The 25569-nt window shown below is 71.9% G+C and carries 30 protein-coding genes; 2 read left to right on the top strand and 28 right to left on the bottom strand.

Annotation, left to right across the window (positions count from 1 at the left end):
• Window positions 1-448 precede the first annotated feature (448 nt).
• The 10 genes from ACLJQM_RS32205 to ACLJQM_RS32160 all read right to left on the bottom strand — a co-directional run bounded on the left by ACLJQM_RS32205 (window position 449) and on the right by ACLJQM_RS32160 (window position 10462).
• Window positions 449-1723 (bottom strand): deoxyguanosinetriphosphate triphosphohydrolase, encoded by a 1275-nt coding sequence (locus tag ACLJQM_RS32205; RefSeq protein ID WP_247020896.1) that lies wholly within the window; start codon window positions 1721-1723, stop codon window positions 449-451.
• 34 nt (window positions 1724-1757) lie between these two features.
• Window positions 1758-2411, bottom strand: coding sequence for a YdcF family protein (locus tag ACLJQM_RS32200; RefSeq protein ID WP_247020894.1), 654 nt, complete (start codon window positions 2409-2411; stop codon window positions 1758-1760).
• 32 nt (window positions 2412-2443) lie between these two features.
• Window positions 2444-3049 (bottom strand): DNA-binding response regulator, encoded by a 606-nt coding sequence (locus tag ACLJQM_RS32195; protein WP_360769737.1) that lies wholly within the window; start codon window positions 3047-3049, stop codon window positions 2444-2446.
• Window positions 3046-4242: a sensor histidine kinase gene (locus ACLJQM_RS32190; protein ID WP_410634091.1), complete on the bottom strand. Its 1197-nt coding sequence runs from the start codon at window positions 4240-4242 to the stop codon at window positions 3046-3048. The genes ACLJQM_RS32195 and ACLJQM_RS32190 overlap by 4 nt, the downstream gene beginning before the upstream one ends.
• Before the next feature lie 24 nt (window positions 4243-4266).
• On the bottom strand, window positions 4267-5007 hold the full coding sequence (locus ACLJQM_RS32185; RefSeq protein ID WP_360769732.1) for an ABC transporter permease: 741 nt from the start codon (window positions 5005-5007) through the stop codon (window positions 4267-4269).
• Window positions 5004-5936, bottom strand: a complete 933-nt coding sequence (locus ACLJQM_RS32180) for an ABC transporter ATP-binding protein (RefSeq protein ID WP_247020885.1) — start codon at window positions 5934-5936, stop codon at window positions 5004-5006. The genes ACLJQM_RS32185 and ACLJQM_RS32180 overlap by 4 nt, the downstream gene beginning before the upstream one ends.
• 94 nt (window positions 5937-6030) lie before the next feature.
• On the bottom strand, window positions 6031-7419 hold the full coding sequence (locus tag ACLJQM_RS32175; RefSeq protein WP_360769728.1) for a glycine--tRNA ligase: 1389 nt from the start codon (window positions 7417-7419) through the stop codon (window positions 6031-6033).
• Window positions 7420-7502: 83 nt separating this feature from the next.
• Window positions 7503-8144, bottom strand: a complete 642-nt coding sequence (locus ACLJQM_RS32170; RefSeq protein WP_410634090.1) for a class F sortase — start codon at window positions 8142-8144, stop codon at window positions 7503-7505.
• Between the two features lie 590 nt (window positions 8145-8734).
• Complete coding sequence (locus tag ACLJQM_RS32165) at window positions 8735-9373, bottom strand: class F sortase (RefSeq protein ID WP_247020879.1); 639 nt, start codon at window positions 9371-9373, stop codon at window positions 8735-8737.
• Window positions 9374-10462: a hypothetical protein gene (locus ACLJQM_RS32160; protein WP_360769719.1), complete on the bottom strand. Its 1089-nt coding sequence runs from the start codon at window positions 10460-10462 to the stop codon at window positions 9374-9376. It abuts the gene before it with no gap.
• A 267-nt stretch (window positions 10463-10729) separates the two neighbouring features.
• Between ACLJQM_RS32160 and ACLJQM_RS32155 the strand changes: the two genes are divergently transcribed.
• Together ACLJQM_RS32155 and ACLJQM_RS32150 are read left to right on the top strand one after the other, a co-directional pair.
• Window positions 10730-11089, top strand: a complete 360-nt coding sequence (locus ACLJQM_RS32155) for an ArsR/SmtB family transcription factor (RefSeq protein WP_360769716.1) — start codon at window positions 10730-10732, stop codon at window positions 11087-11089.
• Window positions 11089-11502, top strand: a complete 414-nt coding sequence (locus ACLJQM_RS32150; protein ID WP_086858947.1) for a Fur family transcriptional regulator — start codon at window positions 11089-11091, stop codon at window positions 11500-11502. The genes ACLJQM_RS32155 and ACLJQM_RS32150 overlap by 1 nt, the downstream gene beginning before the upstream one ends.
• Before the next feature lie 108 nt (window positions 11503-11610).
• Here the strand turns inward: ACLJQM_RS32150 and ACLJQM_RS32145 are convergent, their stop codons facing one another.
• The 18 genes from ACLJQM_RS32145 to ACLJQM_RS32060 form a co-directional block, all read right to left on the bottom strand.
• A complete protein-coding gene (locus tag ACLJQM_RS32145) occupies window positions 11611-12444 on the bottom strand; it encodes a helix-turn-helix domain-containing protein (protein ID WP_410634089.1) in 834 nt (277 codons plus the stop codon).
• 9 nt (window positions 12445-12453) lie between these two features.
• A complete protein-coding gene (locus ACLJQM_RS32140; RefSeq protein WP_410634088.1) occupies window positions 12454-13266 on the bottom strand; it encodes an alpha/beta fold hydrolase in 813 nt (270 codons plus the stop codon).
• Between the two features lie 45 nt (window positions 13267-13311).
• Window positions 13312-14073: a TIGR03943 family putative permease subunit gene (locus ACLJQM_RS32135; RefSeq protein ID WP_410634087.1), complete on the bottom strand. Its 762-nt coding sequence runs from the start codon at window positions 14071-14073 to the stop codon at window positions 13312-13314.
• Entirely contained in the window at window positions 14070-15077 is a 1008-nt protein-coding gene (locus ACLJQM_RS32130) for a permease (RefSeq protein ID WP_410634479.1), read from the bottom strand. Before ACLJQM_RS32130 ends, ACLJQM_RS32135 begins: the two co-directional genes overlap by 4 nt.
• A 126-nt stretch (window positions 15078-15203) precedes the next feature.
• Window positions 15204-15629 (bottom strand): YbjN domain-containing protein, encoded by a 426-nt coding sequence (locus ACLJQM_RS32125; RefSeq protein ID WP_247020868.1) that lies wholly within the window; start codon window positions 15627-15629, stop codon window positions 15204-15206.
• Window positions 15626-16441: an isoprenyl transferase gene (locus ACLJQM_RS32120; RefSeq protein WP_247020866.1), complete on the bottom strand. Its 816-nt coding sequence runs from the start codon at window positions 16439-16441 to the stop codon at window positions 15626-15628. Before ACLJQM_RS32120 ends, ACLJQM_RS32125 begins: the two co-directional genes overlap by 4 nt.
• Before the next feature lie 58 nt (window positions 16442-16499).
• The gene (gene recO / locus ACLJQM_RS32115) at window positions 16500-17306 is read right to left on the bottom strand and encodes a DNA repair protein RecO (RefSeq protein ID WP_247020864.1); all 807 of its coding nucleotides are present in this window, start codon (window positions 17304-17306) and stop codon (window positions 16500-16502) included.
• 52 nt (window positions 17307-17358) lie between these two features.
• Window positions 17359-17838 (bottom strand): CD225/dispanin family protein, encoded by a 480-nt coding sequence (locus ACLJQM_RS32110; protein ID WP_247020862.1) that lies wholly within the window; start codon window positions 17836-17838, stop codon window positions 17359-17361.
• 63 nt (window positions 17839-17901) lie between these two features.
• Complete coding sequence (locus ACLJQM_RS32105; RefSeq protein WP_410634086.1) at window positions 17902-18984, bottom strand: RDD family protein; 1083 nt, start codon at window positions 18982-18984, stop codon at window positions 17902-17904.
• Window positions 18985-19165: 181 nt separating this feature from the next.
• Window positions 19166-19621 (bottom strand): DUF2752 domain-containing protein, encoded by a 456-nt coding sequence (locus ACLJQM_RS32100; RefSeq protein ID WP_410634085.1) that lies wholly within the window; start codon window positions 19619-19621, stop codon window positions 19166-19168.
• Window positions 19618-19980: a CD225/dispanin family protein gene (locus ACLJQM_RS32095; RefSeq protein WP_360769694.1), complete on the bottom strand. Its 363-nt coding sequence runs from the start codon at window positions 19978-19980 to the stop codon at window positions 19618-19620. Before ACLJQM_RS32095 ends, ACLJQM_RS32100 begins: the two co-directional genes overlap by 4 nt.
• Before the next feature lie 26 nt (window positions 19981-20006).
• A complete protein-coding gene (locus tag ACLJQM_RS32090; RefSeq protein WP_247020854.1) occupies window positions 20007-20366 on the bottom strand; it encodes a CD225/dispanin family protein in 360 nt (119 codons plus the stop codon).
• 177 nt (window positions 20367-20543) lie between these two features.
• Entirely contained in the window at window positions 20544-21440 is an 897-nt protein-coding gene (gene era / locus ACLJQM_RS32085; protein WP_247020852.1) for a GTPase Era, read from the bottom strand.
• On the bottom strand, window positions 21437-21775 hold the full coding sequence (locus ACLJQM_RS32080) for a cytidine deaminase (protein ID WP_247020850.1): 339 nt from the start codon (window positions 21773-21775) through the stop codon (window positions 21437-21439). The genes era and ACLJQM_RS32080 overlap by 4 nt, the downstream gene beginning before the upstream one ends.
• Window positions 21768-23114 (bottom strand): hemolysin family protein, encoded by a 1347-nt coding sequence (locus ACLJQM_RS32075; RefSeq protein ID WP_247020848.1) that lies wholly within the window; start codon window positions 23112-23114, stop codon window positions 21768-21770. Before ACLJQM_RS32075 ends, ACLJQM_RS32080 begins: the two co-directional genes overlap by 8 nt.
• 65 nt (window positions 23115-23179) lie before the next feature.
• Complete coding sequence (ybeY, locus tag ACLJQM_RS32070) at window positions 23180-23737, bottom strand: rRNA maturation RNase YbeY (protein WP_247020847.1); 558 nt, start codon at window positions 23735-23737, stop codon at window positions 23180-23182.
• Window positions 23734-24807 (bottom strand): PhoH family protein, encoded by a 1074-nt coding sequence (locus tag ACLJQM_RS32065; protein WP_247020844.1) that lies wholly within the window; start codon window positions 24805-24807, stop codon window positions 23734-23736. Before ACLJQM_RS32065 ends, ybeY begins: the two co-directional genes overlap by 4 nt.
• A gap of 82 nt (window positions 24808-24889) precedes the next feature.
• The gene (locus tag ACLJQM_RS32060; RefSeq protein ID WP_360769686.1) at window positions 24890-25249 is read right to left on the bottom strand and encodes a histidine triad nucleotide-binding protein; all 360 of its coding nucleotides are present in this window, start codon (window positions 25247-25249) and stop codon (window positions 24890-24892) included.
• Between the last annotated feature and the right edge of the window lie 320 nt (window positions 25250-25569).

Here is a 25569-nt window from a genome sequence, read left to right as displayed (position 1 = left end):
CAGCGCGGGGAAGCCGCTGGCGCATAGGGAGGCAACTCGCACCCAGGGGTGCGGCCCGCGCCAGCACCTCGCCTAAAGCGACCACTGCAGCATCCGGCCGGCAAGCGCGCCCAGGAGCCCGCCCGCGGCGGCCGCACCCAGCCCACCGCAATACCCGGCAGGCCGGCCTGCGCGCCCGCGCCCAGCACCGCGTTCGAAGCGACCGCCGCAGCATCAGGCCGCAAGCGCGCCCAAGAGCCCGCCCGCAACCGCCGCACCCAGCCCACCGCACCATCCGGCACGGCCCGCGCGCCCGCGCCCAAGAGCCCGCCCGCAACGGCCGCACCCAGCCCACCGCACCATCCGGCCGGCCTGCGCCCAGGAACCCGCCCGAAGCGACCGCACCCCGGTCCGCCGCAGCAGCGGCCCAGCCGGGCGCGCCGCGAACCGCCCCAGCGCCCCACTCCACTCAGCGGTGCAAGCGGGTCACGTGCCACGAGTACCACACGTGGGCCTGCGCGTCCGTCAGCGAAGCGACCTGGTCGATCACCACCCTCAGCAACCCCGCATCGTCCTTCGCCGCGTTCCAAGCCGGTACGAACAACGGATCCAAAGATTCCGGCGCCCGCCGAGCCAGGGCGTGCACCAGCTCAGCCAGCAATTCGCGCTGCCCCTCCTGCATCGCCAGCCTCCGGCGGTCGCTCATCACGTACCGCAGCGCCAGCGCCTTCAGCAGCGCCACCTCCGCCGCCACCTGCTCCGGGACCGCCAGGCGGGCGTCATAACCGGTCAGCGGGCTCGTGCCGAACGCCGCTCGGGTGCCCGTGACCGCCGCCGTCGTGAAGCGGCCCACCAGTTCGCTCGTCAGTCTCTTCAGCGCCACTTGGGCGCCCGGCGATCCGTCCGGTTCCGCTTCGGCCAGCGCCGCCACCGCCGGAAGCGCGAGCAACTCCGTCGCCGCGTTCTCCAATGTGGACACCGACTGGGCCGAGAAGTGCTTGGCCGCCGCCTCCGCCACCGCCGCTCGCTCGTCCGGGTGGGCCAGTACGCGCAGTTTGATGCGCCCGGCCAGGACGCCGTCCTCGACGTCGTGGACCGAGTACGCCACGTCGTCCGCCCAGTCCATGATCTGGGCCTCCAGGCACGTGCGTTCCTCCGGCGCGCCCTCGCGGAACCACGCGAACACCGCCGCGTCGTCCGGGTACACGCCGTACTTCGCCTTGCCCGGCTTCCGCGGCCACGGGTACTTCGTCGTCGCGTCCAGGCACGCGCGGGTCAGGTTGAGGCCCCCCGGACCGCCGTCCGGGCCGAGGAGCTTGGGCTCCAGGCGGGTCAGGATGCGGATCGTCTGCGCGTTGCCCTCGAAGCCGCCGCACGCCGCCGCGACCTGGTCGAGTGCGCGCTCGCCGTTGTGGCCGAACGGCGGGTGGCCGATGTCGTGCGCCAGCCCCGCCGTGTCCACCAGGTCCGGGTCCGCGCCCAGCTCCTCGGCGATGCCGCGGCCGATCTGCGCGACCTCCAGTGAATGCGTCAGCCGGGTGCGCGGGACGCCGGTGACCTCGGCGCCCTCCCCCGGCCCGACCACCTGGGTCTTGCCGGCGAGCCGCCGCAACGCGGCCGAGTGCAGCACCCGGGCCCGGTCGCGGGAAAACGCGCTGCGTCCGTCCGCCCGTGCGCCGGGCAGCACCGCGCCCTTCGCCGGCTCCGGCAGCAGGCGGGCGGTGTCGTGTTCGGTGTAACCCACCCGGCCAGCTTAAGCGGGCGCACCGACAAAAAGCTCACCCCAGGAACGTGGCGAACAGGTCGTCGGCCGGTGTCTTCGTCAGCCGGTAGTAGAGCAGCGCGCCGGTCTCCCGGACGATGTACCGCACCTGGGTGACGCGCTCCTGCACGATCGGCCCGCTGTGCGTCGGCGCCGTCCACGCGTCCAGGCCCAGGTCGCCGGCCATCGTCCGGGCCCGGAACGAATGCCACGGGTCGCTGACGAGCACCGCCGTGTGCCAGTCGCGGGCTTCGACCTGCTGGGCGACCGCGCGCAGGCTCCGCAGCGTGTCGCTCCCCTCGCCGACGGCGAGTGTCGCCGACGACGGCACGCCGTGGCGGGTCAGCCAGAGCTGGCCGGCCCGCGCCTCGGTGAAGTTGTCCTCGGCCTTCTTGCCGCCCGCGGTGACGATCGTCTTCGCGACGCCCGCGTCGTAGAGCTGCTTGGCCTTGACCAGCCGGGCCGCGTAGATGTCCGACGGCCGGCCGTTGTACTGGGCCGCACCGAGCACCACGATGACGTCGGCGGGCGTCCGGTCGTTTTCGCGGGCGACCTGCCACACCCGGAACGCCGTACCGCCGACGAGCGCGACCACCACGAGCACGACGCCGAAGGCGATCCGGCGCGCCCAGTTCGCGAGCGACGGTTTGGTGCGTTCAGCGGTACCCACCCGCCCCATCTTGTCAGAACGCCGCCGCCCGCTCAGAGCCAGCCGCGCTCCTCGGCGACGCGGACGGCCTCGGCCCGGGTCCGCGCGCCCGTCTTGCCGATCGCGGCGGACAAGTGGTTGCGCACGGTGCCCTCCGACAGGTGCAGGGCGCGCGCCACGTCGGCCACCGTGCTGCCGTCCCTGGCCTCCCGCAGCACGTCCAGCTCGCGTCCGGTGAGCGGGCTCGCCCCGGTGGCGAGGGATTCCGCGGCCAGCGCGGGGTCCACCACTCGCAGTCCACTGTGGACTCGCCGGACGGCTTCGACGAGCTGCTCGGGCGGGGCGTCCTTGACGACGAACCCGGCCGCGCCCGCCGCCATCGCGCGGGCCAGGTAGCCGGGCCTGCCGAACGTCGTGCAGATGATCACCCGGCACGACGGGAGCGCGGCCCGCAGGTCGGCCGCGGCTTCGAGACCGTCCTTGCCCGGCATCTGCACGTCCAGCAGGGCGACGTCGGGTTTCGCCTCGCGGGCGGCGGCGACGACCTCGTCGCCCGAGCCGACCTGCCCGACCACCTCGATGTCGCTTTCGAGCCCGAGCACGGTGGCCAGCGCCCCGCGCACCATGGCCTGGTCGTCGGCCAGCAGCACCCGGATCAAGCGAATCCTCCCGCGGGTTCGGCGCGCACGGCCGGGGCGGCCGCGCGCGGTTCTGCGTGCGGGATCTCCGCCCGCACCAGCAATCCTCCCCCGGGCCGGACCGATGTCCGCAACGCGCCCCCCACCGCGGCGAGCCGCTCCGAGAGCCCGCGCAGGCCGTTGCCCGCGACGACCTCGGTGGCCCGGCCGTCGTCCTCGACCTCCAGCCAGGTGTTGCCCAGCCGCACCGTCACCTGCTTGGCTCCGGAGTGCCGCAGGACGTTCGTGACCGCTTCGCGCAGCACGTACCCGAAGGTGTTCTGGAGCTCCGGCCGCACGTTGTCGACGGCGTGCGGCAGGTCGGCGTCGATCTCCGCGGCCCGCAGCGCCGCCCGCGCGCCGGCGAGCTCCGCCGAGAGCGACACTTCGCGGTATTCCGAAACGGTCGCGCGGACGTCGGAGAGCGCGCTGCGCGTGAGGCTCTCGATCTCGCGGATCTCCTCGACCGTGCGCGGGATGTCGCCGGAGCTCTCCAGCACCCGCCGGGCCAGCCCCGCCTTGACGGTGATCGTGGTGAGGCTGTGCCCGAGCAGGTCGTGCAGGTCGCGGGCGACGCGCTGGCGCTCGTTCGCCACCGCGAGCGTGGCGATCTCCTCGTTGGCCCGCTCCAGCCGCCGCACCGCGCGGACGAGGTTGGCCATGAAGAACATCGCCAGCGTCACCGAACCGACCGTGATGAGGTCGCCGTAGTCGGCCAGGAACCGGCCCTCGAGCAGCAGCACGAGGGCGCCGGCGGCCAGCGCGCCGACGTCCAGGAGCACCGACCAGGCGGCCGGGAGCAGGAACACCAGCACCGCCGTGCCGTAGAGCAGGACGAACGCGCTCGCGCTGGTCGTCGCCAGCGTCGCGACCCCCAGCACGTTCATCGTGATCCCGAAGGCCAGCTTCACCCGGCGCTCCCGCTGGAAGAAGAACGGGAAGATCGCGTAGCACAACGCGTACGTGTAGATCAGCACGCCGGTGAGCACGGCCTCGACCGAAACGCCGGGCTCGGCCAGCAGACCCCGCGTGACCGGGAGGAGGAACGGCAGCAGGAACACCACCGACATGACCGACCACCGCAGGCCCTTCGGACCGCCGCGGCGCCCGGCGTCGGGCAGCGGGTCCTCCCACCACGATTCCTTGTTGTCCAGCCCGAACTTGCGCTTCGCCATCGCCGTTCCTCGTTCTTCCGGCCCTCAGACGCGGGCGCTGTCCTTACGGTAACGCCTGATCACGAGCGCTCCGAGCACGACCGCCCACGCCCCGAGCACGCCGGCCGCGGTCGGCAGGGACACCACCATGTCGCTGGTCACCGCGGGTCGCGCCACCTGCAGCACCCAGTACGTCGGCATGATCTGGGCGACGTCGTGCATCCAGCCCGGCATCGACTCGATCGGGATCCACAGGCCGCCGAGGAAACCCATGCCGAGGGTGACGATCATGTTGACCGGCTGCATCGAATCGGGCGTGCCGAACTGGCCGAGCAGCAGCCCGAGCAGCACCAGCGGGATCGTGCCGAGCCAGACGCCGGCGAAGATCCGGACCCAGCCCGCGGCGTCGAGGTGCACGCCCTCGACCGTCACGGCCAGCAGCGGCACCAGGACCAGCGCGGGCAGCCCCACGAGCATCCCGGAGATGCCCTTGCCCGCCAGGTAACCGGTGCCGGTCAGCGGCGTCAGGCGCAACTGGCGCTGCCAGCCGGCGGCGCGTTCGAGCGCGAGCCGGGCGCCGCTGTTCGTGGCCGCGGCGAACGTCCCGAACGTCATCATGTTGATCATGATCACGGCGGCGATCGCAACGTGGTCCGGCGCGTCCGCCTTCGTGAAGACGTTGGCCTGCAACAGGAACATCAGCACCGGGAAGGCGACGACGAAGATCAGGAACCGCGGCGCCCGGAAGTTGCGGCGGATCTCGGTGACCAGGTAGGTGGCGTTCATCGGACGGGCTCCGCGGTCTCGTCGGCGGTCAGGGAAAGGAAGGCGCCTTCGAGGCCGACGGCCCCGATCTCGACGTCGTGCACGGCCGGGACGGCGGCCTTGAGCGCCCAGAGCGTCTCGTCGGAGTCGGCGCTGGAGATCGCGACGCGGTCGCCGCGCAGCTCGAACTCCTTGACGCCGGGCAGCGCGGCGATCAGCGCCTCGGTGGCGCCCGGGACGGCGGCGCGCAGGGTGCGGCCGCCGGCGAGCGCGCGGACCTCGGCGACGCTGCCGTCGGCGACGATCCGGCCGCGGCGCATCAGCACCACCCGGTCGGCGAACTCTTCGGCTTCTTCGAGGTAGTGCGTCGCGAACACGACCGTGCGGCCGGACTCGGTGAACGCGTACATCGACTGCCAGAACTCGCGCCGCGTCCCGACGTCCATCGCGGCCGTCGGCTCGTCGAGGATCAGCAGGTCGGGGTTGCTGACCAGGGCGACGGCGAAGCGCACGCGCTGCTTCTGCCCGCCGGACAGCTTGTTCGCGCGGCGGCCGGCCAGCTCTTCGACGCCGGCGGCGCGCAGGGCTTCGGCCACCGGCAGCGGGCGGCGGTGGAGGGCCGCGACCATGCCGACGGTCTCGGCGACGGTCAGGTCGTCCATCAGGGCGCCGCCCTGCAGCATCGCGCCGATCAGCCCGGCGCGGACGGCGTCGATCGGCTTGCGCCCGAACACGCGCACTTCGCCGGCGCCGGGGCTGGTCAGGCCGAGGACCATGTCGACGGTGGTGGACTTGCCGGCGCCGTTCGGGCCGAGCAGGGCGACCACTTCGCCCGGGGCGATCGTCAGGTCGAGGCCGTCGACCGCGTGGACGTCGCCGTAGTGCTTCCGCAGGCCGGTGAGGTGGACCGCGGCCCCCGCCGCCACCGCCTGGATGTCTGTTTCTCGCATGCCCCCAGGCTGCCGCCCGGCGGGCCCGGGACCCCAGACCGTGCGTCACGACCTCGCCGTGACAGGTGTCAGGGGTGCCCGGGCCCGGGCGGGTTCAGCAGCCGATGAGGCGGGCCGCCAGGTAGGACTCGAGCTTGTCGATCGCGACGCGCTCCTGCGACATCGAGTCGCGCTCGCGCACGGTCACGGCCTGGTCCTCGAGCGAGTCGAAGTCGACCGTGACGCAGTACGGCGTGCCGATCTCGTCCTGGCGGCGGTAGCGGCGGCCGATCGCCTGCGCGTCGTCGAAGTCGACGTTCCAGTGCTTGCGCAGGGTCGCGGCGACGTCCTTCGCCTTCGGGGTCAGGTCGGCGTTGCGAGACAGCGGGAGCACCGCGACCTTGAACGGCGAAAGCCGCGGGTCGAGCTTGAGCACCACACGGGTGTCGGTGCCGCCCTTGGCGTTCGGCACCTGCTCCTCGTGGTAGGCGTCGACCATGAAGGCCATCATCGACCGGCCGACACCGGCCGCCGGCTCGATCACGAACGGCCGGTAGCGCTGCCCCGACGCCTGGTCGAAGAACGACAGGTCCTGACCCGAGTGGTTCGAGTGCGTCGTCAGGTCGAAGTCGGTGCGGTTGGCGATGCCCTCGAGCTCGCCCCACTCCTGGCCCGCGTTGAACGCGAAGCGGTACTCGATGTCGACGGTCCGCTTCGCGTAGTGCGAGAGCTTTTCCTTCGGGTGCTCGAAGTGGCGCAGGTTCTCGGCCTTGATGCCGAGGTCGGTGTACCACTTCGTGCGCTCGTCGATCCAGTACTGGTGCCAGCGCTCGTCCTCGCCCGGCTCGACGAAGAACTCCATCTCCATCTGCTCGAACTCGCGCGTGCGGAAGATGAAGTTGCCCGGCGTGATCTCGTTGCGGAAGGACTTGCCGATCTGGCCGATGCCGAACGGCGGCTTCTTCCGCGACGTCGTCTGGACGTTGGAGAAGTTCACGAAGATGCCCTGCGCGGTCTCCGGGCGGAGGTAGTGCAGGCCCTCCTCCGACTCGACCGGGCCGAGGTAGGTCTTCAGCATCATGTTGAAGTCCCGCGGCTCGGTGTACTTGCCGCGGGTGCCGCAGTTGGGGCAGGGCACGTCGGACAGGTCGTCCTCGGTGGTCTCCTTGCCGCTGCGCGCGGTGTACTCCTCGGCGAGCTGGTCGGCGCGGAACCGCTTGTGGCAGGACAGGCACTCGATCAGCGGGTCGGTGAAGACGTTGACGTGCCCCGAAGCCACCCACACCTGGCGCGGCAGGATCACCGAGGAGTCGAGGCCGACGACGTCTTCACGGCCCTGGACGACGGTCTTCCACCACTGGCGCTTGATGTTGTCCTTCAGCTCGACCCCGAGCGGGCCGTAGTCCCACGCCGAGCGGGTACCGCCGTAGATGTCCCCGCTGGGGAAGACGAAACCACGGTTCTTGCACAGGCGGACTACGGTCTCAATGGTGTTCGTGGGCACTCCACGCTCCGGAAGCATGCGGGGACGGTTATCGGACTAGAACGTCCAGGGTATCCGCCGGGGCCCAGCGGTTATCGCGCAGGCTACGGCCGCGACACCAGCGACGCCGTCACGACGCGGTTGTCCTCGTAGCCCTCGGTCCCGCCGACGTATTCGCCACCGCAGGTGACCAGCAGCAGCTTGTGCGGGCCATCGGGGTCGAAGAGCTGCTCGGAGCGCCCGGCGAGGTCGGTCTTGTGGACGGTCTCGACGGCGTCGACCCGGTAGACCCAGGCGCCGCCGGCGGTGTCGGTGAGCTTGACCTCCTGGCCCCGCTCGACCTGCCAGAGTTCCATGAACGGGCCCTTCTTGCCCTTCCAGTTCACGTGCCCGGAGAGCAGGGCGACGCCGTGGTCGGCGCCCAGTTCGGCGCCCCACCAGGCGGCTTCGTCGAGGCCCTCGGGGATCTTGAGCGCGCCGTTCGCGTCGAGGTCCTCCTGGACGAGCTTCGCGGTGCCGCCGCCGGGCAGGCTCAGGTGCACCGGGTCGCGGCCGGAGTCCTTCTGTTCGGCGGGCTGGTTCGTCGCGGCGGGCGTCCCGGTGCCGTTCGCGACCGCGGGTTCATCCTTTCCGGTGAAGATGAGCAGGGTGGCGACCAGCGCGGCGACGACGAAAGCGCCGGCAACGCCGACGATCCACCAGCGGCCGGAGCCCTTCTTCCGCTCCGCCGGGTTCTGCTCCTGCATGGGGTCTGGCTCCTTCGCTCGGGTGACTCGGCGAAGGAACACATGCGGCGGCGGGTGCGGGAGGTTGCACCGGGATCGCGGCTCGACGCGGTTCGGCCCGGCCCGGCTTGGCCCGGCTCGGGCGCGGCTCCGCTCGGGCATGGCTCGGCCCGGCTTGGCCCGGCTCGACTCGGGCTCGGCCCGGCCCGGCTTGGCTTGGCCCGGCTCGACTCGGTTCGGCTCGGCCCGGCTCGGCCCGGCTTGCCCGGCTTGCCCGGCTTGCCCGGCTCGACTCGACTCGGCCCGGCTGGCCCGGCTGGCCCGGCTGGCCCGGCCGGCTCGACCCGGCTTGGCCCGGCCCGGCTTGGCCCGGCCCGGTTCGACTCGACCCGGCCCGACTCGGCTTCGTGGAGCGGGGTCGGCATGGCTCAATACGGCCTGGCTCGGGCGCGGCCGGGGCTCGGGTCCGACGGGGGACCACCGACGGGCGGGGTCCACCGACGGGCGGGCCGGCGGCCGCGAGCAAGCCTGCGTGAGCCACCGCGGCCCGGCCGACCGCACGACTCGGGCGCAGGCCGCGGGCGGGATGCGGTGAGCGACCCGGCTCGGGGTCAGCCGGGCGGGCGGGTCACCAGGTTCGCCGTGACCAGGCGGTTCTCGTCGTAGCCCTCGGTGCCGCCCACGTAGTCGCCGCCGCAGGTGACCAGGACCAGGCGGTGGGGGCCGCTCTGGTTGAACCAGCTCTGGGCCTGCTGCGGGAGCGCTTCCTTCGCAAGCGTCACCACCTGGTCGACGCGGTAGACCCAGCGGCCGCCGCGGGCGTCGACGATGCTGACCTCGTCGCCGGCGCGGGTGCGCCACAGCTCGTCGAACGGGCCGCGCTGCCCCTCCCAGTTGACGTGGCCCGACAGCAGCGCCGTGCCGCGGTCCGCGCCCAGCTTCGCGCCCCACCAGGCCGCGTCCCCGAGGCCGCGGGGAATCGGCAGCACGCCCGTGTCGGTCAGTTCCGTGCGGACCAGCCGCGCGGTCGCGCCGTCGGGGAGCCGGACCGTGCCCGGGCGCTGCTGGGCCGCCGATTCGCTGTCCGCGGGCAGCACCGCCGGTGCCGCGTTCTCCCCCGGCAGCGAGCCGGGCGGCGGGGCCGCCAGCGGGGCTGCCGTCGGGGGCAGCCAGGTCAGCAGGACGATCCCGGCCGCGAAAGCGGCCACGGCCAGCGCGGCCGCGACGGCGGCCAGCGCGGTGCGGAGCACCTAGTCCGTCCCGGTTTTGCGCCGCCGCCCGAGCAGCAGCGCGACCGCCGCGAAGAACACGCCGCCGAAGAGCAGGCCGATGCCGAGCGGGACGCGGGAGCCGTCGCCGTCGGTCGCGGGGGCCGCCGCGCCGAGGTAGCCGGCCGGGACCTGCGTCGGGACCGCCGCCTGCGACGCGCTCGTGCCGCCCGCCTGGTTGCCCGCCTTCGCGACGAACCCCTTGGGGACCGAGCAGCTGACGCCGCCGAGCACGATGTTCGTCACGACGTCCTGCACCGCGGCGCCCTGCGCGTCCTTGACGTGGGTGGTGATCTCGACGCGCCAGCCGGCGACGGCTGTGAAGTCGCCGCCCCGCCAGCCGTCCTGCCGGATCAGCTGGTCGAACGCGCCGACGCGGGTCAGCTTGAGGTCGGAGACCGTGGTGGCCTTGTCCGCGTTCGCGATGTCGCCGGGCGGCCCGAGCCGCAGGTTGGCCAGCTGGAGGCCGGCATTGCCGCCGGGCACCGGGACGATGCCGAGCGCCCCGTCGGCTTGGCGCACCCACAGCCGTGCGACGGACGTGGTGGCGGTGAGCTTGGCGGGGCCGGTGCAGTCCACGGCCGACTTCGCGCCTTCGAGCACGAGCACGGTGTTGTCGACCGCCTTCGCCGCGCCCTGCCAGACGTCGCGCAGCGCGTAGTTCGTCTCCGCGACGGCCGTGGGCACCGTGGTGGCCTGCAGCGCGGCGACGACGTTGTGGTCGCGGCTCGCGACACCCGGCGGGTACGGGTTCTGTGACGCGCTGTAGCGGCCCAGGTCGATCTGGTAGTGCCCGCCGAAGGTTGCGCGCTCGCCGTCGTCCTTCGGGACGGTGACGCGGTCCGTGCCGAGCTTCGACTGACCTGGCAGCAACGGCGAGCGCTGCGTCTCCGTGATGAGGGCGCCGCCGCGCTGACCTTCCCCGCCGATCCGGACCGACGCGATGTTCGCGAACGAGACCGGCCCGGACTTCTCGTCGACAGCCTGCGTCTGAGCCCCGGCCAAACCCACTCCGACCAGCGGGAACACGACAGCCGTCAGCGCTGCTGCCTTGGTTGCGAAACGGGTCATGTCTCCCCACTGGTGTGCTTGGGCGCGGCGCCGGCTGTGCGAGAAGCGGCAAAACGCTCCGCGACAACCTTGCACCGTCGGCCACTACATGCGAAGCCGAAGAGCCAATATCCCACGAACTCACCCGAACGGGGTAATACGACCAGCCGTACTTCGCAGCTCGGCGCCGGGGCGGGGCTCCCGTCCGGGGGAACACTAGGATGGGCGGCGCCGTTATCGGCAATGACTACGGAATTCATGGTCCGGACGGGCAGGGTGGAGGCGGGCATGGCGACGGTGACCGGGAGTGGCGCCCAGCCGGGCCTCGCGGACTGCGCACCGGCGGCCGAGCCGGTGCACCCGTCACCATCGGTGCTGACGGACGCGGGCGACCTGCTCCGCGCGCTGGCCGCGCCGGTGCGGATCGCGATCGTCCTGCAGCTGCGGGCCGCCGACCGGTGCGTGCACGAGCTGGTGGACGCCCTCGACGTCGCGCAGCCGCTGATCAGCCAGCACCTGCGGGTGCTGAAGACGGCCGGGGTGGTGCAGGGCGAACGCCGCGGCCGCGAGGTGGTCTACCGGCTCGCCGACGACCACCTGGCGCACATCGTGGTCGACGCCGTGGCCCACGTGCAGGAAGGAAAGTGATGAACCCCGCCGCGCCGCGCAGCCAAGCCCCGGTGCCCGGGCGCCGATCGACCCGGCAGCGAGCCGCGGTGGTCGAGCTGCTGAGCACCGTCGACGACTTCCGCTCCGCCCAGGAACTGCATGACGAGCTGCGCAAACGCGGCGACGGCATCGGCCTGACGACGGTGTACCGCACCCTGCAGTCGTTGTCGGAGGCCGGCGAGATCGACGTGCTGCGCACCGACTCCGGCGAAGCGATCTACCGCCGCTGCTCGGCGCACCACCACCATCACCTGGTCTGCCGCCTGTGCGGCCGGACGGTGGAGGTCGAGGGCCCGGCGGTCGAGCGCTGGGCGGAGAAGATCGCGGCGGAGCACGGGTTTTCGGAGATCTCGCACACGGTGGAGATCACCGGCACCTGCGCGGAGCACTAGCCCGGTCACGGGTCGCCCGGGCGCGGACCCGCACGACGCGGTGGGCCGGCGCCGGTGCACTGGCGGTGGCACGTTCGCCGGGCGGCCGGGTCGCGTTGCGAGGCCGCGTCACGCTCGTGGGGCGGTCGGCCAAGCTACGTCGTCGATGGCCAGCCAAGGAGCCGCGGCCAGCTCGGTCGGGGTCAGTCCCGCGATCGCCCTCGCTTCGCGGTGCAGGTGGGATTGGTCGGCGTAACCACTTCGCGCGGCGACCGTCGCCGCGGTGTGGCCGGTGGCCAAGAGGTGGGCCGCGTGGTCGAAGCGCACCAGCTGGGCCGCTCTCTTCGGCGTCAGCCCCAGCTGGGACCCGAAGCGGGACCACAGGCGCTTGCGGCTCCAGCCGAGCTCTTCGGCCAGGCCGTCGACCCGGACCCGCCCCCGGGCGGCGAGGGTCCGGCGCCAAGCCTGGACGACCTCCGGCTCGACGTGCGGGCGGGTCGCCAGCCGGCGGGCGAGGACGTCCGACGCGACGGCGAAGCGTTCGTCCCAGGACGGGGCGGCGCGCAGCCTCTCCTCGACTCGCTCGGCGTCGCGTCCCCAGACCTCCTCGAGGGTGGCCACGGCGCCCGTCAGCTCCGTCGAAACGCCGAGCAGCGCGGACGCGACCACCGGGGAGAGCCGGATCTGGAGGCACGTGCCCTCCTGGCCGCCGGTTCGGATGGCGCCGGGGAGGAGGCCGGCGACGAAGCTGCCGCGCCGGCGTGTGCCGCCGGCTTCGCGGACGATGCCGCCCGTTTCGCTCAGGTCGAGGAACAGCGTGACGGACGGGTGCGCGACCATCGCGATCCCGACGTCCGCGCGGATCCGCTGGCGGAACCCCGCCATCACGACGCCCGGCAGCCGCGTGGCCGGGCGCGGGACGGCGACCTCCACGTCCGCCCACTTCCAGCCGGTCGGCAGCACGTACGCAGCTTAGGCCGGGGCGGCGTCGGCCGTCGCGAAGTGCAGAAGCAGTTCGCTAGTCGGTTTCGGGGCCTCGAAGAGCGGGATGTGCCCGACGCCGGGGAGCAGTTCGACGCGCGCGCCCGGCACCGCCTCGTACTGGTGCGCCGACCGCGGGTCCCAGCGGGGGTCCGCCGCGCCGAACACCACCAGCACGGGCCGGCCGAGGCCGGCGAGGCGCTCGGGGACGCTCCGTTCGGCGACGTACGCGGAATAGTCGCGCAGGATCCGCCGGAACGTGCGGTAGCCGATGTTCTTCAGATCGGCGACGGCGTCGTCCGGGACGTCCACCGGGCGGGCGGTCGTCGCGCGGATTCCCTTGCGGATCACCGCGTCCGACCGCCGTGCCCACAGCAGCGGGCCGAACGGCGGGGCCACCAGGGCGCGGATCACCCACGGCTGCGGCAGCAGCGCGTCGAGGCTCGGGCCGGTGCTGACCAGCGCCAGCGACCGCACCAGGTCGGGGCGTTGTTCCGCCAGCGCCGTCGCGACGTAGCCGCCGCTGGAGTGCCCGGCCACGGTGACCTGCGCCGGCCCGAGGTCGTCGAGCAGCGCGGCCACGCGAGCGGCCTGCCCGGGCACGGCGTACGACGCCGCGGGCGGCGACTGGCCGCACCCCGGGAGGTCGACCCGGATGACGTGGTGGCGGGCGGCGAGGATCCTGGCGACCGGACCCCAGGACGCGCCCGAAGCACCCGATCCGTGGATGAGCAGCAGGGGTGGCGCCTGCTTCGGACCGTCGTGGACGACGTGCATCCCGTGCGTACTGCCGTGAACTCCCATGTGCCGGAATCTAAGCCGCCGCCGGCCGTCCGTCTTGGACGAATGTCAGTACTCGTAAGGATCCTTGGGGGCCGGGACCGTCGCCAGCGAGGACGGGGTCAAGTCGGGGGTGTAGCTGTTCGCCTTCGTGGCCGTGCCGGGGACCACCTGGCCGGTCACCCGGATCCACGCGTCGCTCGCCAGGCGGTCCGCTTCGCCGCCGCGGAGGCGGACCGTCACCGGGAACGCGTCGGCCGCGCAGCAGCTGATCACCAGGCGGGCCAGCAGGGTTCCGCCGTCGGCGTGGACGACGAACCCGGTCAGGGAGACGGTGCGGCCGTTCAGGGTGCCTGCCGCGTCCCAGCCCGCGCGGCTGACGAACTCGTTGACCGCCAACGGAACCGGATCGCCGGCCGGGAGTGGCGGGAACGACGCCGCGTTGGCCGCCGCCGCGCTCGCCGGGACCCTGGACTCCGTGCGGATCACCGAATCGGCGCCGAGGGCCGGGGGTGCGACCAGGAACACCGCCAGGACCGGGACCAGCAGGAGCCACGCCGGGCGGGCCGAGTGGGCGTGGCCGTGACCGTCGTCCGGGGAACCCGGCTCGACGACGGCCGGGTGCGCCTCGCCGTCGGGGCGGGAGGTGCGGACGGACAGCAGGTCGCGCACGATCGCCACCGCGCCCAGCAGCACCATCACCGCGCCGCCCGTGATGATCCAGGGTTGCTGCGCAGGCTTCACGTACCTCAAGTAGTCGCCGTTCAGCGCGATCTTGATCAGCGCTCCGCCCAGCAGGAGCAGCAGGATGTTCTGCGTCTCGCGCTTCACGCCACCCCCACCAGAACCCCGGCCACGACCGCGCAGGCCGTGGCCACCACGAACGTCGCCGGGGCGAAGCGGATCGCGAACGAGCGGCCGAACGTGCCTGCCTGCAAGGCGAACAGCTTGACGTCCACCGCCGGGCCGACGACCAGGAACACCAGCTTCGGCAGCAGCGGCAACGCCGTCAGGGACGCCGCCACGAACGCGTCCGCCTCGCTGCACAGCGCCAGCACCACCGCGAGCACCGCCATTACCAGCACACCGAGCACGAGCTGCTCGCCCAGTACGCCGAACCACTTCGCCGGCACCAGCACGTTCAGCGCCGACGAGATCAGCGCGCCCAGCACGAGGAAGCCGCCGGCCTCCACCAGGTCCGTGCGGGCCGTTTCGGCGAACACCCGCCACCGCTGCCCCGGCGCCACTTCGGGGAGGCGGCGCAGCGCGCGGGCGGTGATCCATTCGAGCTTGCCCCAGCGGGCCCACAGCCAGCCCATCACCATCGCCGTCGCCAGCGAGCCGGCGAAGCGGGCCAGCACCATCTCCGGCTTGCCGGGGAACGCGACCGCGGTGGCCACCAGCACCACCGGGTTCACCGCCGGCGCCGCCAGCAGGAACGTCAGCGCCGCGGCCGGTGCCACGCCCTGTCCCATCAGCCGGCGGGCCACCGGCACCGACGCGCACTCACAACCCGGCAGCGCGACCCCGGCCAGCCCGGCCACGCCGACCGCCGCACCGGGCCGGCGGGGCAGCACCTTCTCCAGCACACGAGCGGGCACGAACGCCGCGATGGCCCCGCTGATCAGCACGCCCAGCACCAGGAACGGCAGCGCCTGCACGCACACGGCGACGAACACGGTCGAGCCGGTGCGCAACGCGGGCACGTCGAACAGCTGCTGCAGCCAGCCCTGGCCGAGGATCGCGACCAGCAGGATCGCGCACAGCACCTCGACCGAGCTGATCCGGAAGCGGCGCGTGCGCCGGCCGGGCTCGGTGCCGGAAGTGGAAACGATGTTCACGACGACGATGATGCCAGTGCCCACCGACACGAAATGACCCGCACAGGTCACGAACGGTCGGATCCGGTCCGTTTCCGACCGGAATCCGCCGTTCGCGGCGGAATCTCCACCCCTTGTGGGTTACCCGGCGGACCCGATACCCGGCAATTCCGTCCGCAGCTGCGACGCCGTCGACACGACCAGCATCAGCAACGTCCCCAGCGCCGCGGCGTCCAGGCCCGCGGCCGGGAACGCGTACCGCAGCGTGACGTCGACCCCGGAGTCGGTGTGCCCGACGCCGAGCGTCCCGAACAACCCCTGCCCCGCCCGCTCGGCGACCGCGACCGACAGCCCGGGCCCGTCCGCCAGGTCCCAGCCAACCACGCAGGTCAGCGAGAGCACGGTGAGCCCCTCGCCGAGCCGGGTCGCCTGGATGACGCACGGGACGTCGCCGTGGGAGAACGTCAGCGCGCCGTCGTCGTCGACGCGCACCTCGAGGTAGCGCTCGAGCGCTTCCTTCGCCTGCGTCAGCAGTTCCGCGGTCTCCGCCGCTTCGGTCGCGCTCACGAGGAAGCCGCCTGGTCCACGGCGCCGCCGAAACGCCTGTCCCGCTTCGCGAACTCCAGGCAGGCGCGCCACAGGTGCGTCCGGTCGAAGTCCGGGAACAGCGTGTCCTGGTAGACCATCTCGGCGTACGCGGACTGCCACAGCAGGAAGTTCGACGTCCGCTGCTCCCCCGACGGCCGCAGGAACAGGTCCACGTCGGGCATGTCCGGCTGGTACAGGTACTTGCCGATGGTCTTCTCGGTGACCTTGCCGGGGTCGAGCTTGCCGTCGGCGACGTCGCGCGCGATCCGCTGCATCGCGTCGCCCAGCTCGGCCCGGCCGCCGTAGTTGACGCACATCGTCATGTTCAGCGCCGTGTTGTGCTTGGTCTTCTCCTCGGCCGCCTGCAGCTCCTTGATCACCGAAGCCCACAGCTTGGGACGGCGGCCCGCCCACCGGATGCGCACGCCGATCGAGCCGAGGTAGTCGACCTGGCGGCGGATGGTGTCGCGGTTGAAGCCCATCAGGAACCGCACCTCTTCGGGGCTGCGCTTCCAGTTCTCCGTCGAGAACGCGTACACCGAAAGCCACTTGACGCCGATTTCGACCGCGCCGGCGGCGACGTCGATCATCACCGCCTCACCGCGCTTGTGGCCTTCGATCCGCGGCAGCCCGCGCTGGTTGGCCCAGCGGCCGTTGCCGTCCATGACCAGCGCGACGTGCTTCGGCACCAGCTCGCGGGGGATTTCCGGCGGCTTGGCGCCGGTCGGGTGCGGATCGGGGGCCCGCAGCTCATACCGCGACGCCTTGTTCTCGCGTCCCCTGCGCAGCACTGCGAGCCTCCCTGACTGGGTGAAACCGATCAGCCCGACCTTACTGCCCGGGCACCACCTATCCCTCGGGGGTCCGGGTGGCGAAGCCCCCGGCTCGGGGCGAAGCCCCGGACGTCATCGGGGTCTCCCGGGCACGTCGCTCGACGAGGGGAAGGGACCGGAGCTGGCGCTCCAGGTGCCACTGCAGGTGCGCCGCGACCAGGCCGCTCGCGTCGCGGCGGGTGCCGGGCAGGGTCGACTCGGCCATCGTCCACTCGCCGTGCAGCAGGGCCGTGAGCAGGTCCAGGACCTCGGGCGCGGGGTGCACGGACCCCGGGACGCGGCAGTCCTGGCACATCGACCCGCCCGCGGGGACGCTGAACGCGACGTGCGGGCCCGGCAGGCCGCAGCGGGCGCACTCGGTGAGCGCGGGCGCCCAGCCGGCGTAGGACATCGCGCGGAGGAAGAACGCGTCGAGCACGAGGGACGCGTCGCGCTCGCCCGCGGCGAGGGACCGCAGCGCGCCGCAGACGAGGAGGTAGAGCTTGAGCACCGGCTCGCCCTCTTCGGCCGAGAGCCGGTCCGCGGTTTCGGCGATCGCGCTGGCCGCGGTGTAGCGCTGGTAGTCGGCGACCAGCGGCAGCTGGAACGCGTCGACGGTCTCGACCTGGGTGATGACGTCGAGCGTGCGCCCGGTGTAGAACTGCACGTCGACGTGGCCGAACGGCTCCAGCCGGGCCCCGAAGCGGGACGAAGTCCGCCGCACGCCCTTCGCGACGGCCCGGACCTTGCCGTGCCGCCGGGTCAGCAGGGTGACGATCCGGTCGGCTTCACCCAGCTTGTGCGTGCGCAACACCACCCCGGTGTCGCGGTAGAGGTTCACCACCCCGACATCGTCCCACTTCCGGGCGATGGCGGGGTGGTGCGCCCCGCGAGAATCAGCAGTAGTAGCCCGTGCAGTACGTGGCGGCGGTCGTGAGCGCGACGATCCAGACGATGATCGCGATCACGCAGCCGAGGCCGCCGACGATGGTGGCGATCAGGCAGAGCGTCTTGGTCGTCCGCGAGGCCTGCTCGGCCATCGCGTAGTTGCCCTGCATCTTGTACGTCTGGACCTCGTTCGACTTCATGATCGCGAAGATCGCGAGGATCCAGAACAGGAAGATGCAGCCGATGGCCCAGCCCTTGTAGTCCTTGATCTGGTTGATGTCGCCGCCACCGCCGGGCATGCCGTAGCCGGGGGCGCCGAACCCACCGGTGGGCGGCTGGCCGTACGGCGCGGGCTGGCCATAGGGCGCGGGCTGCCCGTACGGGGCGGGCTGGCCGTAGGGCGCGGGCGTAGCGCCGGACGGCGGGCCGTAACCCGGCTGCTGCGGCTGCTGGCCGTAGGGCTGCTGCTGGCCGTAGGGATCGGTCATGAACTTGTACCCCAACTACTCGTGATTTTCCGCCGGGTCACCCCGTCGGTGGTGCGGGAAAAGCTAGTGCCGGCCGAACTGCCCCGGGTCGATCTTGCGGGTCTGCTCGGTCTCGTCCTGGTTCTCGGGACGCAGCATCTGGGTGCGCTCGGCCTGCTCGTCGAAGGCGGACGCGCCGCCGGTGTCCGGGCGCAGCATCTGGGTGCGCTCGGCCTGCTCGTCGAACGGGGACCCGCCGGGCGGCGGCGCGAGCGGCTGGCCCGGCTGCGGGAAACCACCGGAGGGCGGCTGCGGCTGGCCGAAACCGCCCGGCGCCGGCTGGTCGAACGCGCCCGGGGCGGGCTGCTGCGGGAAACCACCGGACTGCGGCGGCTGCCCGAACCCGCCCGGCTGCGGCTGGCCGAAACCGCCCGGCGCCGACGGCGGCTGCTCGAAACCACCGGAGGGCGGCTGCGGCTGGCCGAAACCACCGGGCGCGGACTGCGGCTGCTGCGGGAAACCGCCGGGCGCCTGCTGGCCGAACTGGCCGGCCGGCGGGTAACCACCCGCGAACGGCTGGGCGCCCGGTCCGAAGGGCGAGGGAGCGGCGGCGTCGTCGGCCCGGACGACGACGGTGCCGACGATCTTGTCGGCAAGCGTCTGGGACTTGTCGTCCCACAGCGGCCAAAGCCAGCCGACGTAGCAGATGATGTTGTCGACGAAGTGGGCGAGGTCGCGCACGAACGCCATGGCCGGACCGACCGGCTGTCCGTTGTCCTCGCGGACCAGCTTGACCTTGGCGATCCGCTTGCCCACCGACTGGCCGGTGTTGCCCTGCTGGATCCACCGGTTGTAGATGGTCCAGCCGAGCCAGGCGAGCGACCCGATCACGGCCAGGAGCGAGCCGGCGTCCCCGCCGGCGAAGGACAGCGGGATGACGATCAGGTACAGCACGTAGATGGGCCCGAAGTCGATGAGCCAGCCGATCGCGCGCTGGCCCCAGTCCGCGTAGTTCCGCGGGGCGCCGAAGGGGGTACCCGGCTGGCCGTACGGCGCGGGCTGACCGAACGGCGACGGCTGGCCGTACGGCGTCGGTCCCGGCTGTCCGAACGGCTGCTGGCCCCCGGGCTGCTGCCCGAAGGACTGCTGGCCGTAGGGATCGGTCATTGGGTCTTCCCCTCGCTGGTCACTTCCCCGACGCGCGGAAACGGATCCGCCCTCATCGGTCCGGTCCGCGGGAGCGTACTCGCTCCGGTCGCGGCCGCGCCTCCCAGGCATCGGCTGTCCGGGTGACCCGCGCGCCGGTCCGACGCGGCGGGCGGAGCACCGGTTCCCCGGCGCGCCGGATTCAGACGCGCAGCGCCGTGAACGGCGCGAACGGCAGGTTGCGGATGACGAACCAGACGACGAACACGAGGGAAAACACCAGTGGTGTCCAGCGCCAGTGCAGCCAGCTGTCCATCGCCCGGCCGCGCAGCCGCCCGAGGGTCCACGTGGCCGTGCTCCACACGAACAGCAGCACGACCACGAACGACACGGCGTTGTAGTGCAGCGCCGCCGGGATGTCCCCGTGCATCAGGCTGTACGCCATCCGCATGCCGCCGCAGCCGGGGCAGTCGATGCCGAACAGCGCCTTGGTCGGGCAGACGGGCAGGAACCCGCCGGGGGTGGTCGGGTCGCCGGCCCAGACGACCGCGCAGCACACGCCGAGCCCGGCCACGAGGGCCAGCGGCGGCGCGAGCGCGCGCAGCTTGGCCTTCGCGCCCCGCGCCGGGATTCCCGTGTAGACGGTCGTCGCGATCACGGCGTGTACCGGTCCGCGTTCGCGCCGACGACCACGATCATCACCACGATGAACGCGATGTAGAGCAGCAGGAGGATCCCGGTCGTGATCGCCGACCACATCGCCCACTTGCGGGCGTCGTCGGCCGCCTTCCGCGCCTCGGCGTGCATGCCTTGGAACCACAGCGAACTGACCTGGCTGGACTTCACGATCGAGACGATGCCGAGCGGCAGGCAGCAAAGCACCGTGCTCAGGATCGCCCAGACCATGTTGTTGTCCGGCGGTGGCCCGTAGTTCGGCGGCGGGTAGCCGTAGCCGTAGCCATAGCCGGGCGGCGGCCCGCCCGGGGGCGGGTACGGCGGCGGGTACTGGTCGGTCACCGGGATCCTCCTGCTGTTCGGCTACGTCAGTATGACGTCGTGCCCGCGCCGAACGTGAAGACGCCCGCGATCATCAGGATGATCCACAGCACGAGCCACACGACACCGACGACCGCGGAGATGATCGCCCACTTCTTGGCGGAGTCGGCGGCTTCCTGCGCGGCGGCGGTCTGGCCCTGCGCCCAGAGCCCGTTCACCTTCGCGGCCTGCACGATCGACACGACGCCGAACGGGAGGCAGCAGAGGATGGTGGTGAGGATGGCCCACACCAGGTTGTTGCTCGGGGGCGGGCCCGGCTGGTACCCGCCCGGCTGGCCGCCGGGGTAGTTCGGCTGCCCGCCGGGCTGGTCGCCGGGGTAGTTGGGCATGCCCTGGCTGTCGGTCATTTCGGTCGGTCCCCTTCGTCGTGCTCCATGGACGACCACTGGTTCAGCGGCCGCCCCGACCGGCCGCGGTGTGGTCGAGGTGCGAACTGTAGGGGGCCGGATCGGCGCGCGCCCCGGGATTCGTGCCGTCGCGACCGAATCGAGACCAGGAATTCCCGCGGGCGTCCCACCCGCCGGTCAGAAGCCCAGCCGGCGCAGCTGACGGGGGTCGCGCTGCCAGTCCTTGGCCACCTTGATGTGCAGGTCGAGGTACACCTTGGAGCCGAGCAGCCGCTCGATGTGCTTGCGGGCGGTGGCACCGACCTCGCGCAGGCGCTCGCCCTTGTGCCCGAGGATGATGCCCTTCTGGCTGGGCCGTTCCACGTACAGGAACGCGTGCACGTCGATGAGGTCGTCGCGGCCTTCGCGCGGCAGCATCTCTTCGACGGTGACGGCGATCGAGTGCGGCAGCTCGTCGCGGACGCCTTCCAGCGCCGCCTCGCGGATCAGCTCGGCGACCAGGGTCTGCTCGGGTTCGTCGGTGAGCTCGCCGCCCGGGTAGAGCTGGGGGCCTTCGGGCAGCCGCTCGACGAGCAGCTTCGCCAGCGTGTCGACCTGGAAACCGTCCACTGCGGACACCGGCACCAGCTCGGCGAAGTCCATCACTTGCTGCAGGGCAAGCAACTGTTCGGCGACCTGCTGGGGCTGCACGAGGTCGGTCTTCGTGACGATGCCGACGACCGGGGTGCGCTTCGCGATCTTCTGCAGCTCGGCGGCGATGAACTTGTCGCCGGGGCCGATCTTCTCGTTCGCCGGCACGCAGAGGCCGACGACGTCCACTTCGGACCACGTCGCGTGCACGATGTCGTTGAGCCGCTCGCCGAGCAGGGTACGGGGGCGGTGCAGGCCGGGCGTGTCGATGAGGACGAGCTGGGCGTCCTCGCGGTGGACGATGCCGCGGATGGCGTGCCGGGTGGTCTGGGGCTTGCTGGAGGTGATCGCGACCTTCGTGCCGACGAGGGCGTTGGTCAGCGTCGACTTGCCCGCGTTGGGGCGGCCGACGAAGCAGGCGAAGCCGGAGCGGTGTTCGGTCATCGGCTGAGCACCTGGAGCACTTCGCCGCTGGGGTCGGCGAGGATGATCGGCGCGGTCGCGGCGATGTCGCGGACCGCGTGCACGGACGCTTCCTTGAGCAGGCCTTCACCGGTGACGACGGCGGCGGCCTCGATGCCCTCGGCGCCGCTGGACAGCGCGGCGGCGACCGCGGCCTGGAGCGCGGTGAGCTTGAACGACGGCTGGTCGACCGTGCCGGCGGTGTAGGTGCGGCCGTCGGTGTCGCGGATCGCGGCGCCCTCGGCGGCCTGGATCCGCGCGCGCGAAGACCGGGCCAGCGTGACGAGTTTCTGGTCCTCGGCCTCGAGGTCAGGCATGTTCGACGCTCCTGTCGCGTTCGTCGGGGTGGGGTACGCGCGTGCGGCGACGGGTGGTCCGGTCGCCCGGGTCCGTCATCGCGTCGGCGTCGGCCGGGTGCACCACGACGGAGGTGATCCGCATGCGGCCGCGCCGGTCCTTGCCCCCTTCGGCGAACAGCCGAAGGCCGGCGACCTCGGCTTCGGCCCCCGGCAGCGGGACCCTACCCAGTCGTTCCGCGAGCAGGCCGCCCACGGTCTCCACGTCGTGGTCTTCGAGGTCGATGCCGAAGAGTTCGCCCAGGTCGTCGACGCCCATCCGGGAGGACACCCGGACGGCGCCGCCGTCGAGCTCCTCGACCTCGGGGCGCTCGTCGGCGTCCGACTCGTCGGTGATCTCGCCGACGATCTCCTCGAGAACGTCTTCGATGGTGAGCAGGCCGGCGGTGCCGCCGTACTCGTCGACGGCGATCGCCATGTGGTTGTGCGAGCGCTGCATTTCCTTGAGCAGCTCGTCGAGGCGCTTCGAGTCCGGGACGAAGGACGCTTCGTTCATCAGCGTGCTGACGATGGTGCTGGCGCCGTCCGGGTCCATGTACGCCGCCATCAGGTCCTTGATGTTGACGACGCCGACGATGTCGTCGACCGACTCGTCGATCACCGGCAGGCGGGTGAAGCCGGTGCGCAGCGCCAGCGCCAGTGCCTGCCGGACGGTCTTGGTGCGCTCGATCCAGACGATTTCGGTGCGCGGCACCATGACTTCGCGGGCGACGGTGTCGCCCAGCTCGAACACCGAGTGGATCATCTCGCGCTCGGAGTCCTCGACGACACCGCGTTCCTGGGCGAGGTCGACGAGTTCGCGCAGCTCGACTTCGGAGGTGAACGGGCCTTCGCGGAAGCCCTGGCCGGGCGTGATGGCGTTACCGATGAGGATCAGCAGCCGGGACAGCGGGCCGAGGACGGAGCCGAGCACGCGGACGGGCCCGGCGACGTAGCGGCCGATGCGGTAGGGGTGCTGGCGGCCGAGGGTGCGGGGGCCGACGCCGATGAGGACGTAGCTGACCACGACCATGACGACGGCGGCGACGAGCACGGCCAGGCCGAGCGGGGCCAGGCGGGTGCCGACGAACACCGTGACGAGCACGGTCGCGGTGAGCTCGCAGCCGAGGCGGAGCAGGAGCAGCAGGTTGATGTGCCGCCGTCGTTCGGCGACGACCGCCGAGAGGTGGCGGGCGCCGGGCAGCCCGAGCCGGGCGAGGCCGTCGGCCCGGGCCTGCGAGACGGTGCTGATGGCGGCGTCGGCCGCCGCGAAGACGCCCGCCAGGAGGACGAGCGCGATCGCGAAGAGGAGCTGGACCATGACCGGCGGCTAGGGTCTCGCGCCGGGGGTCCGGTGACGGCGGCCCGGCCTCGTGGTGCCGGGCACTACGGCGTTTCCCCGGCCGGCGGCTCGGTCGCGTCGAGGCCGGCGATGCCGAGGACGCGGTCGTCGGTGTTGCGCTGGGCGTTCTGCTTGTCCAGTGCGGCGACGGCGTCCTGGTACTCGCCGAGGATCCGCTTCTGGAGGGCGAACATCTCGCGCTCCTCGGCGGGTTCGGCGTGGTCGTAGCCGAGCAGGTGCAGGCAGCCGTGCACGGTGAGCAGGTGCAGCTCGTCGATCAGGGCGTGGCCCGCGGTCTTGGCCTGGTCCTTGGCGAACGCCGGGCAGAGCACGATGTCCCCGAGCAGCGCCGGCGACGCGTCGGGCGCGTCGGGGCGGCGGCTGGAGTCGAGCTCGTCCATGGGGAAGGCCATGACGTCGGTGGGGCCGGGGAGGTCCATCCAGCGTTCGTGGAGGTCTTCCATCACGTCGAGGGTGACGAGGAGGATGGACAGCTCGGCGAGCGGGCTGACCTCCATCTTGTCGAGGGCGTAGCGGGCGGCGGAGACGATGGACGTCTCGTCGACGTTGACGCCGGATTCGTTGGCGATCTCGATGCTCAACGCCGGTTGCCCTTCCAGCCGTTGCCCTGCTGTCCCTGCGCGTCCTGCACGGCCTGCCACTTCTCGTAGGCGTCGACGATGCTCGCGACGAGCCGGTGCCGGACGACGTCCTGGCTGGTCAGTTCGGCGAAGTGGAGGTCATCGACGCCGGTGAGGATGTCGCGCACGACCCGCAGGCCGCTGCGCTGCCCGCTGGGCAGGTCGACCTGGGTGATGTCGCCGGTGACGACGATCTTGGAGCCGAAACCGAGCCGGGTGAGGAACATCTTCATCTGCTCGGGCGTGGTGTTCTGCGCCTCGTCGAGGATGATGAAGGCGTCGTTGAGGGTGCGGCCGCGCATGTACGCGAGCGGCGCGATCTCGATCGTGCCGGCCTGCATGAGCCGCGGGATGGACTCGGGTTCGACCATGTCGTGCAGCGCGTCGTAGAGCGGCCGCAGGTAGGGGTCGATCTTCTCGTTGAGGGTGCCCGGCAGGTACCCGAGCCGCTCACCGGCCTCGACGGCGGGCCGGGTCAGCACGATCCGCGTGACCTGCTTGGCCTGCAGCGCCTGCACGGCCTTGGCCATCGCCAGGTAGGTCTTGCCGGTACCGGCGGGCCCGATCCCGAAGACGACGGTGTGCTTGTCGATGGCATCGACGTACCGCTTCTGGTTCAGCGTCTTGGGCCGGATGGTCTTCCCACGCCGGGAAACGATGTTGAGACTCAGCACCTCGACCGGCGACGCATCCCCGGAGGACAACATCCCGATCGTGCGACGCACGGTGTCGGGCCCGACCTGCTGCCCCCCACCGGCGAGCTGCACGAGCTCGGCGAAAACACGCTCGGCGAACGCGACGTCGGCCGGGCTCCCGGTCAGCGTGACCTCGTTACCCCGAACGTGCACGTCAGCGGCGAGAAGCTCTTCGGCGACCCGCAGGTTTTCATCCCGAGACCCGAGCAGGCTCAGCGCGGCAGCGTCGGGAATGGGGAACCGGGACTGCGCAGCCTGAACAGCGGAATCCTCGGCCTTCGCGACGTCCCCAGGGACGTCCGGACGGGCGGCTCCACCCGGTACGGTTCCGGCCACGTGGCCTCAGGCCTGCTTTCTCGGTGAGTACGACTGGACCCCACCGATGCTACTGGCACCCCCCGACAAGACGCAGGCCGGTTTAACTACCAGCACCGAACAGCCCGAGCGGCTCCCCACCGAGCACATGGGCATGCACGTGGAAGACGGTCTGCCCGGCATCACCATCGGTGTTGAAGACCACCCGGTACCCACTCTCGAGCACACCTTCGAGCTCGGCAACGCGACGAGCGGTCAACGCAACGTCAGCAAGCAACTGCGGCTCGGCGGCAGCCAACTCCCCCAGGTTCCGATACCGCTTCTTGGGCACGACGAGCACGTGAACCCGAGCCTGAGGCCGAATATCCCGGAAAGCGAAGGTGGTCTCATCCTGATAGACGACATCAGCAGGGATCTCACCAGCAATGATCCGCTCGAAGAGCGTCTCGTCGGCATCACTCATGAGCAGACCCTACCGACCCCGCCCATCGAAACCGGCACGGAGCGCAACTCGCGGGGGTCCGGAGCTCGCCCCACACACCAGCCCCGAACGGAACTCGCGGAGGTCCGGAGCTCGCCCCACACACCAGCCCCGAACGGAACTCGCGGAGGTCCGGAGCTCGCCCCACACACCAGCCCCGAACGGAACTCACAGCGGTCCGGAGCTCGCCCCACACACCAGCCCCGAACGGAACTCACAGCGGTCCGGAGCTCGCCCCACACACCAGCCCCGAACGGAACTCACAGCGGTCCGGAGCTCGCCCCACACACCAGCCCCGAACG

Source organism: Amycolatopsis sp. cmx-4-83 (genome assembly GCF_046548815.1).
Taxonomy (GTDB): Bacteria; Actinomycetota; Actinomycetes; order Mycobacteriales; family Pseudonocardiaceae; genus Amycolatopsis; species Amycolatopsis pretoriensis_A.
Note: the sequence above shows the minus strand (reverse complement) of the source record. Positions and strands in the feature narration are given on the sequence as shown.

Bases quoted from the DNA above. Each gene is read 5' to 3' on its own strand.
- ACLJQM_RS32180 (WP_247020885.1), bottom strand. From the start codon at position 5,936: ATGCGAGAAACAGACATCCAGGCGGTGGCGGCGGGGGCCGCGGTCCAC.
- ACLJQM_RS32060 (WP_360769686.1), bottom strand. From the start codon at position 25,249: ATGAGTGATGCCGACGAGACGCTCTTCGAGCGGATCATTGCTGGTGAG.
- ACLJQM_RS32105 (WP_410634086.1), bottom strand. From the start codon at position 18,984: ATGACCGATCCCTACGGCCAGCAGTCCTTCGGGCAGCAGCCCGGGGGC.
- ACLJQM_RS32160 (WP_360769719.1), bottom strand. From the start codon at position 10,462: ATGACCCGTTTCGCAACCAAGGCAGCAGCGCTGACGGCTGTCGTGTTC.
- ACLJQM_RS32190 (WP_410634091.1), bottom strand. From the start codon at position 4,242: ATGGCGAAGCGCAAGTTCGGGCTGGACAACAAGGAATCGTGGTGGGAG.
- era (WP_247020852.1), bottom strand. From the start codon at position 21,440: ATGACCGAACACCGCTCCGGCTTCGCCTGCTTCGTCGGCCGCCCCAAC.
- ACLJQM_RS32110 (WP_247020862.1), bottom strand. From the start codon at position 17,838: ATGACCGATCCCTACGGCCAGCAGCAGCCCTACGGCCAGCAGCCGCAG.
- ACLJQM_RS32155 (WP_360769716.1), top strand. From the start codon at position 10,730: ATGGCGACGGTGACCGGGAGTGGCGCCCAGCCGGGCCTCGCGGACTGC.
- ACLJQM_RS32170 (WP_410634090.1), bottom strand. From the start codon at position 8,144: ATGCAGGAGCAGAACCCGGCGGAGCGGAAGAAGGGCTCCGGCCGCTGG.
- ACLJQM_RS32090 (WP_247020854.1), bottom strand. From the start codon at position 20,366: ATGACCGACAGCCAGGGCATGCCCAACTACCCCGGCGACCAGCCCGGC.
- ACLJQM_RS32075 (WP_247020848.1), bottom strand. From the start codon at position 23,114: ATGGTCCAGCTCCTCTTCGCGATCGCGCTCGTCCTCCTGGCGGGCGTC.
- ACLJQM_RS32140 (WP_410634088.1), bottom strand. From the start codon at position 13,266: ATGGGAGTTCACGGCAGTACGCACGGGATGCACGTCGTCCACGACGGT.
- ACLJQM_RS32080 (WP_247020850.1), bottom strand. From the start codon at position 21,775: ATGCCTGACCTCGAGGCCGAGGACCAGAAACTCGTCACGCTGGCCCGG.
- ACLJQM_RS32150 (WP_086858947.1), top strand. From the start codon at position 11,089: ATGAACCCCGCCGCGCCGCGCAGCCAAGCCCCGGTGCCCGGGCGCCGA.
- ACLJQM_RS32185 (WP_360769732.1), bottom strand. From the start codon at position 5,007: ATGAACGCCACCTACCTGGTCACCGAGATCCGCCGCAACTTCCGGGCG.